Origin of the sequence: Bifidobacterium sp. B4111 (genome assembly GCF_026537235.1) — a bacterium.
Taxonomy (GTDB): domain Bacteria; phylum Actinomycetota; class Actinomycetes; order Actinomycetales; family Bifidobacteriaceae; genus Bombiscardovia.
This window is the reverse complement of the sequence record NZ_JAFNMO010000008.1, coordinates 15,559-29,125: the sequence shown is the minus strand read 5'-3', so window position 1 is coordinate 29,125 and position 13,567 is coordinate 15,559. Positions and strand designations below refer to the sequence as shown.

General features: G+C 55.8%; 19 protein-coding genes. 9 read left to right on the top strand and 10 right to left on the bottom strand.

Annotated features, from left to right (window positions below; genetic code table 11):
* Positions 1-25 precede the first annotated feature (25 nt).
* The 7 genes from J3T93_RS09645 to J3T93_RS09615 all read right to left on the bottom strand — a co-directional run bounded on the left by J3T93_RS09645 (position 26) and on the right by J3T93_RS09615 (position 2,924).
* The gene (locus tag J3T93_RS09645) at positions 26-232 is read right to left on the bottom strand and encodes a hypothetical protein (RefSeq protein ID WP_267431502.1); all 207 of its coding nucleotides are present in this window, start codon (positions 230-232) and stop codon (positions 26-28) included.
* Positions 232-816 (bottom strand): hypothetical protein, encoded by a 585-nt coding sequence (locus J3T93_RS09640; protein WP_267431501.1) that lies wholly within the window; start codon positions 814-816, stop codon positions 232-234. Before J3T93_RS09640 ends, J3T93_RS09645 begins: the two co-directional genes overlap by 1 nt.
* Positions 813-1,088, bottom strand: coding sequence for a DivIVA domain-containing protein (locus J3T93_RS09980; protein WP_324123970.1), 276 nt, complete (start codon positions 1,086-1,088; stop codon positions 813-815). The genes J3T93_RS09640 and J3T93_RS09980 overlap by 4 nt, the downstream gene beginning before the upstream one ends.
* A 21-nt stretch (positions 1,089-1,109) precedes the next feature.
* On the bottom strand, positions 1,110-1,331 hold the full coding sequence (locus tag J3T93_RS09630) for a hypothetical protein (RefSeq protein WP_267431500.1): 222 nt from the start codon (positions 1,329-1,331) through the stop codon (positions 1,110-1,112).
* On the bottom strand, positions 1,328-2,044 hold the full coding sequence (locus tag J3T93_RS09625; protein ID WP_267431499.1) for a phage antirepressor KilAC domain-containing protein: 717 nt from the start codon (positions 2,042-2,044) through the stop codon (positions 1,328-1,330). The genes J3T93_RS09630 and J3T93_RS09625 overlap by 4 nt, the downstream gene beginning before the upstream one ends.
* A 69-nt stretch (positions 2,045-2,113) precedes the next feature.
* Positions 2,114-2,674 carry a hypothetical protein gene (locus tag J3T93_RS09620; protein WP_267431498.1) on the bottom strand — a complete coding sequence of 187 codons (561 nt, stop codon included), beginning with the start codon at positions 2,672-2,674 and terminating at the stop codon, positions 2,114-2,116.
* Between the two features lies 1 nt (position 2,675).
* Positions 2,676-2,924, bottom strand: coding sequence for a hypothetical protein (locus J3T93_RS09615; protein WP_267431497.1), 249 nt, complete (start codon positions 2,922-2,924; stop codon positions 2,676-2,678).
* Between the two features lie 149 nt (positions 2,925-3,073).
* Here J3T93_RS09615 and J3T93_RS09610 point away from each other — a divergent pair, with 149 nt between their 5' ends.
* The 3 genes from J3T93_RS09610 (at position 3,074) to J3T93_RS09600 (ending at position 5,868) form a co-directional block, all read left to right on the top strand.
* Entirely contained in the window at positions 3,074-3,319 is a 246-nt protein-coding gene (locus tag J3T93_RS09610) for a helix-turn-helix domain-containing protein (protein WP_267431496.1), read from the top strand.
* A 694-nt stretch (positions 3,320-4,013) separates the two neighbouring features.
* Positions 4,014-4,391, top strand: a complete 378-nt coding sequence (locus J3T93_RS09605; RefSeq protein WP_267431495.1) for a hypothetical protein — start codon at positions 4,014-4,016, stop codon at positions 4,389-4,391.
* A gap of 1,174 nt (positions 4,392-5,565) precedes the next feature.
* On the top strand, positions 5,566-5,868 hold the full coding sequence (locus J3T93_RS09600) for a hypothetical protein (RefSeq protein WP_267431494.1): 303 nt from the start codon (positions 5,566-5,568) through the stop codon (positions 5,866-5,868).
* A 180-nt stretch (positions 5,869-6,048) separates the two neighbouring features.
* Here J3T93_RS09600 and J3T93_RS09595 read toward each other — a convergent pair whose 3' ends face one another.
* A complete protein-coding gene (locus tag J3T93_RS09595) occupies positions 6,049-6,231 on the bottom strand; it encodes a hypothetical protein (protein WP_267431493.1) in 183 nt (60 codons plus the stop codon).
* 422 nt (positions 6,232-6,653) lie between these two features.
* Here J3T93_RS09595 and J3T93_RS09590 point away from each other — a divergent pair, with 422 nt between their 5' ends.
* From J3T93_RS09590 to J3T93_RS09575, 4 genes are all read left to right on the top strand, one after another.
* Positions 6,654-7,055 carry a hypothetical protein gene (locus tag J3T93_RS09590; protein ID WP_267431492.1) on the top strand — a complete coding sequence of 134 codons (402 nt, stop codon included), beginning with the start codon at positions 6,654-6,656 and terminating at the stop codon, positions 7,053-7,055.
* Between the two features lie 119 nt (positions 7,056-7,174).
* Positions 7,175-7,837 (top strand): hypothetical protein, encoded by a 663-nt coding sequence (locus tag J3T93_RS09585; RefSeq protein WP_267431491.1) that lies wholly within the window; start codon positions 7,175-7,177, stop codon positions 7,835-7,837.
* Between the two features lie 374 nt (positions 7,838-8,211).
* Positions 8,212-9,135, top strand: coding sequence for a class I SAM-dependent methyltransferase (locus J3T93_RS09580; protein WP_267431490.1), 924 nt, complete (start codon positions 8,212-8,214; stop codon positions 9,133-9,135).
* 324 nt (positions 9,136-9,459) lie between these two features.
* Positions 9,460-9,648: a hypothetical protein gene (locus J3T93_RS09575; RefSeq protein ID WP_267431489.1), complete on the top strand. Its 189-nt coding sequence runs from the start codon at positions 9,460-9,462 to the stop codon at positions 9,646-9,648.
* A gap of 204 nt (positions 9,649-9,852) precedes the next feature.
* Here the strand turns inward: J3T93_RS09575 and J3T93_RS09570 are convergent, their stop codons facing one another.
* Positions 9,853-10,098 (bottom strand): hypothetical protein, encoded by a 246-nt coding sequence (locus J3T93_RS09570; protein WP_267431488.1) that lies wholly within the window; start codon positions 10,096-10,098, stop codon positions 9,853-9,855.
* 62 nt (positions 10,099-10,160) lie between these two features.
* Here J3T93_RS09570 and J3T93_RS09565 point away from each other — a divergent pair, with 62 nt between their 5' ends.
* Together J3T93_RS09565 and J3T93_RS09560 are read left to right on the top strand one after the other, a co-directional pair.
* Entirely contained in the window at positions 10,161-10,472 is a 312-nt protein-coding gene (locus J3T93_RS09565; RefSeq protein ID WP_267431487.1) for a hypothetical protein, read from the top strand.
* A 555-nt stretch (positions 10,473-11,027) separates the two neighbouring features.
* The gene (locus J3T93_RS09560; protein ID WP_267431486.1) at positions 11,028-11,813 is read left to right on the top strand and encodes an acetoin reductase; all 786 of its coding nucleotides are present in this window, start codon (positions 11,028-11,030) and stop codon (positions 11,811-11,813) included.
* A gap of 871 nt (positions 11,814-12,684) precedes the next feature.
* On the opposite strand, the gene J3T93_RS09555 is transcribed toward J3T93_RS09560, so the two are convergent.
* Entirely contained in the window at positions 12,685-13,545 is an 861-nt protein-coding gene (locus J3T93_RS09555; RefSeq protein ID WP_267431485.1) for an alpha/beta fold hydrolase, read from the bottom strand.
* Between the last annotated feature and the right edge of the window lie 22 nt (positions 13,546-13,567).

Sequence of the window (13,567 nt, the reverse complement as noted above, 5' to 3'; positions counted from 1 at the left end):
AGCATGTCAGCAATATCCTTCGCCATCACTCGGCCCTCCCTGAAATGCACTTGAGCGGCATGCGTTCCGCCACCGAATCAGCCTCGATAAATTCGCAGCCCTTCACCGGGCCGAAGTCAGTCATGAAAAGGTCGCAGACATGCAACCACTCGCCTCCGCCTGTCTCAAAACGGACCAGCAGATCGCCGTCAGCAGCCTCGTAGACTCCCACTTCGCTTGGAATCAACGCCATCACTCGGCCCTCCCGTCCACGAAATGCACAGGAGTCAAAGGCAGATGCTCCTCCGCCTGCTCGTCACCGAGAAAGACGCCGCACTCCTTGAAGTCCTCCGAAACGTACACCCACTTGTCAGGCAGTCTTATATCAGTCAGTATCAGCAGCGTCCCATCAGCACCCCGATAAGCGCCCGGCTCGGTCGGCAGCTTGTGACGGCAGCGCAAAGCGCACGAGACATGCTCGGAAGACACTGAAAACCCCACAACGGGGCGGAATTGATGGTGAGCGGAGAGTCCATTAACCCGTATAAGACGGCCATTGACCACTATCGCGTCGGCCTTGCTCATATCCACCGTGCGGATCTGCTCCCAGTCGCGCTCATCCCACACCAGAGACACCGACAGGATATGCGCAAACGTATTGACCACACGACCGTCGTCAACCACGAAAACAGGCGCACCATCCTCAGCCCTATGGTCCAGACGAACCCGCCCATTCCGGCACAATTCACCATCGACGACCGTGCCATAGTCATACACCGCATGCACATGCTTGCCCTCAAGCTCATCAGCCGGTAGGCCCTCATACCATTCACTCATTTGTTTCCCTTCACTACGATTGGTTTTTCATCGATCCGTGCCGGCGACCAGGGCACCCGCGCCCGAAGCCGCTCACACTGGTCCGCGAGCGCCGCTACCGTCAGCGCACACTCGTCCAGCAGGTCATCCACCTCATTCGCGTCATAGCCTTCACGCCAGCGGGTCATCGTCAACGGCCTGCGCCGAATATCATCAGGAGTCAATAGAGGCATCACACCCACCCCCAAGACCCAGACGAGCACGAGTAGCCGGATCAAGACGCTCAAGCTCAAGCGCAGCCAACTGTTCGGCGGTCATGATGCCTTCTCCACATCCACCTTGAAAGGCCACGACTCTACTTCGGCCTGAAGGTCAGTGGACAGGAAACCGCCGTTATTGCCATCCGGGTCGACCCGATACAAGTGGCCAAACAGCTTGTCGAACTTCTCGTCACCAAACGGGGTCCGGGACGCGGCCTGCTTGCGGTTCAGCAGCTCGAATATCACCGGAGCGCCGGAAGCCACACGCCTGCTCATGCCGCCACCCCCATGTCCTTGCCGTCAAGGAACTGGCAGATGAAGTACGCCTGCCCCTTCCCCGTCACCTTCGGTGTCTTGTTGATCGTCGTATGCCCATCAGCGTGAACGACCGTGGTCTCCTTCACGTGGAAGAGCCCCAGGTCCATGGCACGCTGGGTCGGCATGTTCTTCGCACTGCCGGCCTTCATCAGATAGCCATGCTCACGCATCCACGCGAACAGCCTGGTGCCGCCGGTATCCACGCCATTGCCCTTGAGGATCTTCGCCAGATCACCGACCAGGATGTCCGTATGCGCCGCACTCACCGCGTCAGCAAACAGGACCTTCGGCCTTTGCAGGCCAAGCTGCTCCTCCTGCTCCCTGACCTTGGACTGAAGCCAGCGCATGGATGCCAAGGCCATCTGCTCCGGGGTCATACGCTCCTGCCCCAGCATGTAGCCCCCATGCATGCGGATCGAGGGAAGCACATCATGAGTCACCCAACGCTGGAACTCTTTGCCCTCCGGCTTATCAGAGCGGAGAACAATCCGGTAAAGTCCAGCCTCGTTGACGATGTTGGCCTGACCGGACAAGCCCCCTAGATTGAATCTAGTCACCTCATCCCGGTCCAAACGCTTCGCAACATCCGTCGCATTCCGAATACCAAGGACCTCGCACACGTCCTTGAGCACCCACCAGGTCTGACCCGTCTCAAAAGTCAGAGTCCTCACCTTATGGCCCTTGAAACCAAAGGGCTGTATGATATCAGTTGACATTAGTTGACTACCATCTTTCTTTTGTCACGCCGCAGTTGCCGCTGCGGCATTCTTCTTACCTGGTTCTTTCACTCGTCTTCCGTGGTCATTTGAACCCCCCCCTTCCTCGCATTTACTGCCGGTGCCCATGAACCATTCGACCGGCCACTCACCCGTGTTCCGCTTCCACGCAGTCACACGATCAGCATGAAAGACCACGTTGGTAGCCACAGAAGACGAACGGTTCTTCTTCCATGCCAAGAAACCCTCATTCGAATATCCGGCAAGAATGAACTCCCCGTGAAGTCCAGTCAGCCGTACACTGTCACCCTTGCGGAAGATGCAAGGCTTAAAGCCAGAAGCAACCCGAGTCTCATAAGAAGCAGCCTCTTGCAAAGACCGCTCGCCATACAGGCTCCTGAACGAACCGCCATCACCAAACTTGCAGTAAGACTCAATCAACGGAAGGTCGCGGTCCTTATCCTGCTTCGACTTACGCAAACCATCAACCTGCTTGCGCAGACCACGAACCGAGAAGGAACCGGCAATCTGCGTAATCGCCAGGCAGATGATCGCCCCATCCTGGAGTAGATTCACCCAATCCATCTCACGCCGCCAACCTGTACCGACGTTCGGCTTCTTCCATGAGATTCAAGAAGTCGAGGTCCAACGCCTGCGAGATCGACAAGACATCCGATACGGTAAATGGATACCTATCTGATTGGTTGAGTCGACGAAAGAAAGTGGTCCATGGGATTCCCGCAGTCTGAGCGACCTCACCCATCGATTTTCCTGACTGCTTGATAGCATCTCTGATGGTGTCAGCAAGCTGGACCGCATATCTATTGATGTCCATTGTTGCTCCTTTGATAAGTAAGCAATGACTATCATAATTTAATAGTCAACTATTAATTATTCATAGTACCGTTCATCTGGATTTTGTCAACTTGAAAAATATGATTTTTTCATATTGCACTTATCAAATTTGATAGTAATATATGACTTATGAATATTAATCAAGCTACGGCAAAAGCTCTCCATGCAGCCAGGGCCGTGAGTGGTCTGACATACGATGAGCTATCCCAAAAGTCAGGGATGAACGTCCAAGCGATTTATCGCGTCTTTGGTGCCAAGGGCGAGATCAAGGTGACTCAGCTTGCTTCGCTTGCTGATGCCATGGGGCTCACCCCAATAGACATTATGAGCGATGCTCAGCGCATCCTAAACAGGGAAAATGGGTCCAGAGAATAGCTTAGAGACGTCGATCATTGACGAACTCCATCTGATAGGCAACGTTGCCCCATACCGCGTTTCGGTGCCTATCGCACCCGGACACACTCGCAGTACTATGTTGGCATCGTTTGCTGTATACATTCAACTTCCTCGATATCTATGAGTCCTATAAGTTCTGCGCATATCATGACGCGCTGTTGCGTCTGAGCGTGTAGACTACATAGAGCACCTCCTTAAGGTGTATTTCTCTAAAGGGGAGCCGATCACTTGGCGGTGGGTGGCTTCCCTTCTTTTATGCCCGGTCAGAGCCCAGCTCTGGGCCAATAATCGAACATTTGTTCGAAAGCTGATATCAAAGATACGTCCGGGTCAGGACCGTGTCAATCAGTCTGTGTCGCATTTTGTCGAGCCTGCGGTAGTGCACCGTGATCTGACTCCTCTATCGGGCCGTCTGCGAGGCGGCTTTGTTTTTGTGATGGGTCATACTCTACCGCGCGTGTCGGATTAGGCAAAACGATACATCAGGCGGATTTCAGCCGTTCGCATGCCTGATGATCCGCCTCATCCCTTGCCGTTCTTGGCATCGGCCCGAAAGCATGCCGAAAACTTCGATGGGCCGATGTTCGCCACACCTGAAACCCGGCCGCCGCTAAGGTGGACATGTCCTACTGATAGGCTGGCGTACAGTCACTGAAGACCAGAGGGAGGAACAATGGCAGTAGTCGAAAAGGACTGGCGGGCACTCATAGGAAACGCATGCTGGTCGTGGATACTGTGCTGGATACCTTTGATTTTCAAAGCTATCATCATCGCAACGACTAATTACCGGTTCGACAACACGTACACTCTCACGCAGGAGACCGGCATTATCACCAAGAGGACTGAGAACATCGACCTGCGCAGGGCCAAGGCGATTAACGGGGAAGATAGCCCATTCACTGGCGGCGTGGTCACGGTCCAGGAGAACTCCGGACTGGAATACAGGCTCCCCTACATAAAGAACGCGCGTAGGACCGCGGAGATCTTGAGACGGATAGCCGAGGAAAGCAGTAGAAAGTCCGGCGATGTCAGGAACGTCATCATCCAGTAGCGCGCACATGTCAGGCTCCGCTTCGGCGGGGCTTTTCCTTTATGCGAGTGACACGGATTGCAATAAGGTATACATTTAGTATACATTTTTGGCTGCGATGGCTTTGAGCGGGGTAATGGAAAAGCCCCACAGCCTTTGCGGCTGTAGGGCTTTGACTCTGTGCCCCCACGGGGGCTCGAACCACGGACACGCTGATCATCTGTCAGGTGCTCGGTAGCCTTAGGCCCGGAAGAAAAGCAGCAATGACTGCAACGTATATTGCATTTACGATCTATGATGATGCCCAATGCGACCATAATGAGACTTTCTCTAAAAAGAATGGCCGAGGACACTTTCAGAATCAAGGATCGCTGTCCTCGACCCGGTTCTACTGGAAATTACCAATGGAGAACAGTGCCTTGTGTCACGAAGTAGCTGAGGTCGTCTTGGTCGGCAAGGTCAACAAAATCATGATCTTGCATAAGTGAGTGAAGAAAATCAGATGAGTTCTGCATATTACACCCCCTTTCAACATCGTTTGACATTCCAAGTTATATGCTTGCTAACCCCACCTGCCAAAAAGTGCCCACTAAAAATGCTCAACCCTGCGCTTTTGACCTACCTGCCTGCGCCACTCGGGTAGGCAGTCCAACCTCCGTAGGAGGGCGGGACGTGGCCCAGGCTCGAATTGCATATACGATTCGTCTAGCTTGCTCCTCTGCGCTCTTTGTACCCTCAGGGGGCCAGCCGACTATGCTGTTGCCTGGGATACTTACAAGCTGTCTGACGGCACAACCGTTCGTTTCTCCTACGACAAAACCACTGACGTGATTGATGTTTATACCAACGGCATGCACAAGGGAAGCGTCACTGGGCAAGAAGTACGCGAGAAGGCGGAGGCGGTCGACCCGGGTGTATCTTCTGCAAATCCCGGATTACAATCGCACCGTATCAGCGGCTGTTCCGCAGCCATGGCAGGTTTGGGAGTTGTCAATAGCATTATCTGGAGCGTGGCAGGCGTTACAGCACCAACTCCTGCAGGCATAGCAGCGACCATCGGAGGCTGTGTCACTGGAGCTGTAATCGGTATTGGCGGAGCATTCTGCTAACAAGTTATTCACGACACAAATGATGCTGGGTGCCTACCGGATATACGTTTATCTCGGTAGGCACTTTTCTAGGTAAAGGATTTCCTATGTATCAAGACCAGACAAGCCAGGCACACGCAAAACATTGGAATACACAAGGTTTAGCAAGAGTCTGTTTTGGACAGCTTATTTTAGGTGCGGCCATCCAAGTGTTATACCTTATTTTAGGTAAGCATGATCCAGCCTTATCGATACTCACAGGCTTCCTGATGGGTTTTGGATCATTCGGGGTTCTCCTGGGGGCCATGACCAGGGGAAACAAAAAAGTAACGTCATCGACCCTGATCCTTCCGTCACTGGGGTTTCTTCTGGGTGCCTTGATTGCTGTAGCCTTGTACTTCTTTGTTTAGAATGAATATTGGCATCTCTGGGCAGTCAACCTCTCCCCTGCAGTACATATGAGCCCAATCCGGAAAGAACCCAATGAAATCACCTTAACGGGCTCTTCATTGGGTTCTTTTCTAATTAGGTCTGTCAGGCTGCTTGGCTTCTTAGGTTCGGGAAATGGGTTTCCAGGTCTTGGCCGCGGGCTATTTAAATACCGCCCGTGGCCGGCCTTGGAAGATGTCGAGCAGATCGTCTTCGGTCAGGGGTTCCGCGTCGTAGCCGCGATGGACCTTCGTTCCTGGTACGGGGTGCAGTTCACCCCGGTCGGCCATGCGGTCGAGTTCTTCGGCGTGGGCTTTGTTGTCGATCGGTTTGCTGGCGCTCATGGGGGTCTCCTCGATAACATGAAAGACGAAATACCGTCCTGTTCACTCCGGCGTGACGGTCTATGTAGTTTTGATGAGGGGTAAAACCAAAAAACTTCGATCTGCAGGGGAAATTCCCACGAATAGGACAATATTTACAAATCTCAGCAAATTGACACATGTTCCCTAAACAAATCAGAAAAGACCCCACCCCCGCTCTTTTGCTACCACGGAATTACCATAGGCGCACACATCAACCAAAGGAGATTGATAATGTTTACTCTCACCAGGATCGAACGCAGGATAGGTGCCACCGCCGTGGCTGTGGTCGCGACAATGACTATGTCCTTGTCGACAAACCGCTAGCGCCGCAGAACCCCATCAAGGAACCAATCAAGCAACAGTTGAACTCATGGGCTTTCCTCTCTATTGGGGCGGCCTGATTGATCAGCGCTGAAAAACTTGACCATTCCGCTGAACGGTTGGACCAGCTCCCAGACGAAGTGCGAACCATGAATCCGAGCCAATACCCGCATTTCTCTGACTGTCTGGACAATTTCCTGACCGGAGGAACATTCAGCCCTAGACAGTTCCATAATGAGATGCGGCCAATGTTCAACCTCGGCGGTTTCTACCATCAGGTCGGCGATGTCCTCGTCGAACATGAAATGCCAACTGCCGAGTTGTCCGACGGCATTCACGCGCTCCGCAGGATATGGGGAGACATTCCCAACATCCAACATGCACTCTCCAACGGACAGACGGCCCAAGTAATCGGCCGTAACGTTGCCAGCACAATGGATGACATTCTGATTCTCGACGGCAGCAATCGAAAGCTGCTCTGACGATCAGTCCAATTAGCAAAAGGGTCTATAGGAACTAAATCCTATGCCGAAAATACGACGTCCCCGTATCTTACGATATAGGGACGAAGAACTTATTGCTCATATAGCAGCATAAGCATATGAATGCTGCAACACAGTCGGTCCTGGCCCTAGCGATCTCGCCCAAGCGTCTGGAGCCCTACGAGCAAGAGGCCCAGACACATCCGAAGGTCAGCGCCGCCGACAAGGCCGGACGGGCCAGCAACCGCTTGAAGGGCATCGACCGCTACTATGCGAAGGCCGGCAAGGCGGTGCTGGCCTCCCGTGATGCGAAAAGCCTGGAGGACGCGAAGACGGCCTTGAACGCGAAGAAGGACGAGGCTTCAAAGCTTTTAAGCGACTCCGACGGGAAAGTGGCGGACAACGCCCTCCGCGACAGCCTGCAGCAGGCCATCAGCCAAGCCGGCAGCATCAAAGACAACAAGACGGAAACCTACCAGGACGCGGCCACAGCCCTGCAATCGGCCATTGACCAGGTGAACACGTCCATCCAACAGAAAAGCCAGGCCGCCCCGCCAGCCCAGGCGGCGGCTTCAGCCGCCCGGCAGCCAGCCCAGCGTTCGACGCCCGCCCAGCAGCGTCCGGCCTTTCTACTAGTCGGGGACGGCAAGGCTACACGCCCTCCCGCCGGCCCTCATACAACCATGGCGGCAGCTCCGCGCCAGCCCCCGCAGCACCCGCGCCTGCACCTGCTGCGCCAGCAGCACCGCAAGGCGGCGGCTCAAACTGGAGAGACAGACTAAAAGGAAATACAACTGACGGGCATGGTTGTAATCCGGATGGTTCGTGTGGTATTGGCTAATGGAATATAAAGAATGTGCCTGCGGAACCGGTTGCTTGCAGGCCTCCCATCCCGCCGACGTTACTTAGGGCCAACCATAAAACAACCGTCCCCTTCACATATCCGAAGAGACATAAATGAAGCTGCCAGTGAGAAGCAAAGGCCTGGGCGGCCCGGCTCCGTATCGCGGGCGACAGAGCCCGAACGGGGCCCTCTTGTCATGCCATCGACATGTTCCATCAAGCCGTATGCAAAAGTGCCGCTGCGGCATCGTCATCAGAACGATGCCATCTTCAAGGGAACATCCATCCATCGAATCATAGGAAAGAACGAAACATGACCGACAGAACACATGCCCCTTCCAGTGACGTCAGCGACAACCTGGAGAACTGGAACGACCGGGCCGAGGTCCACGCGCATGGAGGGTACGGCGACCTGGATGCCTTCGCCGACGATCCTACCGCCCTGACCCCGGTGGCCATGAAGGACATGGCCGTGCTCAGGGACCACCTGCCCGACCACACGATGCAGGGAGGCCGCCTCCTCCACCTCCAGTGCCACATAGGCGATGACACCCTGACCTGGTGGAGGTTGGGGGCCAGAGATGTCCACGGGCTGGACTTCTCCCCCGCCGCCCTCAACCACGCCCGTCGGCTGGCCGCCCGCGCCCACGCCCCCATTACCTACGTCGAAGGTGATGCCAGTTTCGCCTCCGAGGCCATGCCCGACAAGAAGGGTTTCTTCGACCTGATCGTCACATCGGTCGGCACCATCACCTGGCTGCCCGACCTCCGAGAGTGGGCGCAATCCATCGCCTCCCTCCTGGCACCGGGAGGCATCTTCACGATCAGGGACACCCACCCCCTCCTTTTCGCCCTGGACGATGACGGCCTGACCATCGTGCAGGGTTGGTTCAGCGGGACCGAAATCACCTACGAGACCGACCAGACCTACACGATGAGACAGGATGACGGCGAGGAAGAAAGGACGGGAGGCATCGTCGGGAAAGCCGAGGCCCCGGGCCCCAGAATCACACACACGACCAACCACAACTGGGCACATGACTTCCAGGAGATGACCGGGGTCCTCATCGACGCAGGCCTGACCATCAGAGCCCTGGGAGAGCATGACATCAGCGACTGGAAGGCCCTCCCCATGCTGGAGTACGACAGGGATCGCCAGGGTTGGGTCATGCCTGGTGGCCTTCCCAGGATTCCCCTGACCTTCTCGCTGGTGGTGCAGAAGCCGGAAACTGTCTAAAGGCTCAGACCCGGATGCCCGACCCGCGGCATCCGGGCCGAAACCAGCCGGAAATCCCCATCGGGGCCATGGCCATAGGGTTGAAACCTACAGGTCGACCGATTGCGGCGCATGGGCTCCAGACAGGATTCCCGACAGGAGCGCCTTGCAAGAGGGGACACGGTCCACGTTCGAGGGGGCCGATAACCTACCGTCTTGCCACATCTTGACTGCCGCCAGCCGGCACCTTATAACCCGAACCACCATCTTTCAACATGGAAAGCGGCTTCGGTTCACATTCTGCTATCGCTTGTCCTGATCGCTTCCGGCGCGGGTTGTTCCCGCTTGGCTGCTTCGAGGAAAACCGTTGCACTCGACCAGATAGACATCTCCAAGGTGTACGCAGCTGCCTATCTGGTACCGCAACGGGCCAGCGCCACCATTCCGGAAAACACCTACATGGCCTTCATCTATGCCGACGGATCCTACGGACTGGTCAAAACCAAGGGTATGGAATACGGCAAGGTGCCTTGAACGCCAAAAAGGCTTTTTCTTCGCCGACAAAGACAACGACTACTGACTGCCGGAGAGGTAAAAGCCAAAAATCGTTTCCAGCTCCAAAGTCGGCACACAGGATATGCTTGGTGTGTTGCAAGACAACTTAACCCATATCGGAGTCCATAATGGGGCTTCATTAAGAATGGCGAAAGATACAACGAGGGCATTCCTTTCCGACGGTCAGAAGGCCGAAAAGCATCGCTTCCTGATGGACCACCCTGTTCCGAGCATCAGTGACAGAAGCACAATGAACTGGATTATGATCTCCGCCGCTTCCTCACTGCCGAAGATACCGAAGGCGAGAACTATTCCTATGCAACCATAGAAGAGTGGGATGCAAAAACAGGAAATCGTCGTGTCCTGCCCCTCGTCGACGAGGAGGCCAGACCGGTGCAGTTCCATGAAAGCCAGATAGGATATACTCATATTATGATTCCCACTCACTGCACGGCGACCAATTCTACTGGCGGTATGGGGACGGCGGCCTTTTGAGGACCGATGTCAACTCAGGGAAGACCGTCAAACTGAACAGGACCCATTATCAAAAGGACAATTGGTCCAGGTCGTGTTTCTGGGCCTCTATCTCCGACAAAACCGTTGACGTCTGGTATCACCACATCAATGAACCCGACCGGGTGACGATCACCCGCCAGGATCTTGACACCGGCAAGACCATCAACACCATCGAGGTCAAGGGTCTGGAGAAAATCATCCACGGGGCCGGAGGTTCCAACACCATCGACAGGAGCTTCGCCGTCAACCCCCGTGCAGAAAAGCTCATTTCAGGCCAGAAGGTGTGATATGGCCTCCGGCCTGTACTAGACAGAGGCAAAGCGAAGAAGCGGCAGGGGCGCACAACTGCAAGAGCGTGGCGCACGATGAAGAGCAAGACGAGGACAGACGAAGAGGGCCATCCCGCGAATGAGCGGACACGATGGCCACCGACGCAGGTGACTGGATGGCCAGGACCATCACACAGGATCAGAAGCTGAACGATCTGAACTCTATTAACAGCCTGACAACTTTCAACGAACGGTTATGCTTCCACTTGGTGGATGTCCCCCGACAAGGCGGGGAACAAGGCCGATGCTGGCCACATCGAACAGGCGAAAATCAACCTGTTCAATGGCCGGAAGAACCTTCCTGGTCCGGTGGGATCAGGGATCCTGGCCCTGAAGACGGGTGCGCTGGGACTGGCCGCCGGTTTCCGCAAGGAACGACAAGGCTCCACACCACAGCCCGCTCCTCCCCGTCCCCCGCTTCTCCACCTCCGCCGTATAGACTGGCAACAGTGGCCTGGCCCGAAGTTGCGACCGGCCCAATAGATAGGAACCAACGAGGTTAGGAAAAGACAGATGAGCGATAACAAGGTAGCTGTCGTCACCGGTTCGGCCAGGGGAATCGGGAGGGGCATAGCCCTCCAGCTGGCCCAGGACGGCTTCGACGTCGTCGTGGCCGATCTTGAGGGCCAGAGGGAATCGGCCGAACAGACCGTGGCCGAAGTGGAGAAGATCGGCCATCGGTCCTTCTTCCACCCTACCGATGTGTCAGACAGGGACCAGGTGTTCGACCTGGTCGATGAGGCCGCATCCAGGTTGGGTTCCTTCGATGTGATTGTCAACAACGCGGGCATCTGCCAGATAGTCCCCTTCACCGACATCACCCCCGACCAGCTGGAGCAGATTTCGAAGGTCAATATCTTCAGCGTGGTCTACGGCATCCAGGCCGCCGCGGCCAAGTTCCAGGAGCTGGGCAAGGAGCACGGCCACATTATCTCCGCATCGTCAATCGCAGGTTTCGAAGGCTTCCCGATCCTGGCCGCCTACTCGGCTACGAAGTTCGCCATCAGGGGCCTCACCCAGACGGCAGCCCAGGAGCTCTCGCCCAGGGGAATCACCGTGAACGCCTACGCCCCCGGCGTGGTGGACACCCCCATGTGGGGCTACATCGATGAGGAGATGGGCAAGCTCAACGGCAAACCCAAGGGACAGAACCTTCAGGACATGAAGAACAGCATCGACCTAGGCCGTTTGGAGACCCCTGCGGATGTGGCCGGCGCCGTCTCGTTCCTGGCCAGCGACAAGGCCAACTACGTGACCGGGCAGACCCTGATCGTCGATGGCGGCATGCAGTACCGCTGACCCATCAGTCACCGGCCCGCCCCCTTTGCTCCCTTCTTGATGAAGCAGAGCACCGGGGGCAGTGCTTTACCCCCCCCCCTATTCATGCGGAAGGGAATCTCAACCGCCCTGCCTGCCGGTTTCCTTGGCGGCCGCCACGATCACAAGACCGAATAAATACAGGCCAATGAACCCCTCCTAGCATCCGGGGCAACCTGACGACTCAGACATAAGAACATGTGGGCCGGCGGTCCCATGCTTCCAATACGGCTTCTTATGAGCAGCTTCATAGAGGCATAGATCAGCATCTATTCATGCAGTATCTTGCCATATCGGGTACATGCAAGCAAGACGAAAATAGGGATTTTCCAGGTAACCTGCGACGGCATCGAAGAGCACCAGAAGTTTGAAAAGGTGCATACAGGCAGTGATGCTGAGGAGGCAACATTGATCCAAGCAGCATCTGATGAAACAGTCGTGAAAGAGGGCGGCAGACAATATCCAACATAACTGCTGAAACATGGCATAGTGCCGGAGGACCCCAAGCAGCCGTCTCAATGCTTGTTCCTGGTCTCAATTACAGACGCTTTCCAGATCATACGGAATCCCGCCTTGCCATGCTTGGACACATGGCGGGGTATTCGCTGCCGGTCCTCTCAAATCGGTCTTTCAGAGAGCAAACCACTCTTATTGAGACCCAAACGTGCAGAACGGCATGCCAATCCTGTAACCTGACTTCAGGCAAGGCAACGGGGTCCCCATCTCTGGTTCCTCAGCACCATGACGTGCCTCCTGCCACTTTCATAAACCTCAACCCGTCGCTTCCGCATTCGTCCCGCTACCGTCAACAGCACAGCCGGGCGATACCTGATCGCCTGCTGAAGCTTCACTATCATTCCGCTAGAGCATGCACTATATCCAGGACATCCCCGGCCCTTGTCCAAAGGAGCGAGCCACCCTCGCCGGGGAAAAGTCTGCGCGTGGCGGTCTCGAGTCTGCTCTGCAGCACCAAGCCATGGTCGGGCGAGTGCACCTTGTCGTCTTCACCGAACAGGATGCTCACAGGGCATCGCACCTGGGTCATATCGATGTTCCAAGGCCTCATGGCCAGCATGGTGTCCTGCACATAGCCGACACCCTCGTGTGCAAACCCTTCGGATAGTGCCCGGCGGTACCAGGTCAGGAATGGTTCGCTGGTGTAAAATTCGGCATCCTTCGCCGTGGAACCGCCGATTACCATATCCTCCATGGACTTCGCGGAGAAATCCTGAAGTATCTTTCGTGCGGAGTCGGGAGATGATACGGCCAGGTCGGAAAGCTGCGTGGCCTGCGGAGGCAGCTTGTCATGAACGGCCGGGTATTGCACTTCATCAGCGGGAGAGACCAGCACCAATGCTGCGGCGAAACCTAGTGCCGCCAGCGCGAGACCGAACATACCGCCCTGTGAATTCGCCACCACCGGGACGGATGCGGCCCCCGTGCCGAGCAAGGCTTGGGTGAATATTCGGTAATCCTCGGCAGTTCCTGTCATCGTGCGGTTCGGTTCCGGGTCCGAAGCGCCCATGCCGGGTCTGTCCATCGTCAAGACGCGGATGCCATGCTGCGGAAGTACCTCCTCACCGAAGAGCATGGACTTGCCCATGCCGGCCCCGGCTATGAAAAGTACCGGGTCGCCGTCACGGGGGCCATAGGCTCTGCCGGAAAGCCGACGTCCCTCTTGGGTTTTCACCGTCACATTGTTGCCTTCGTCCATGTCAACCACTCTACGACAACCA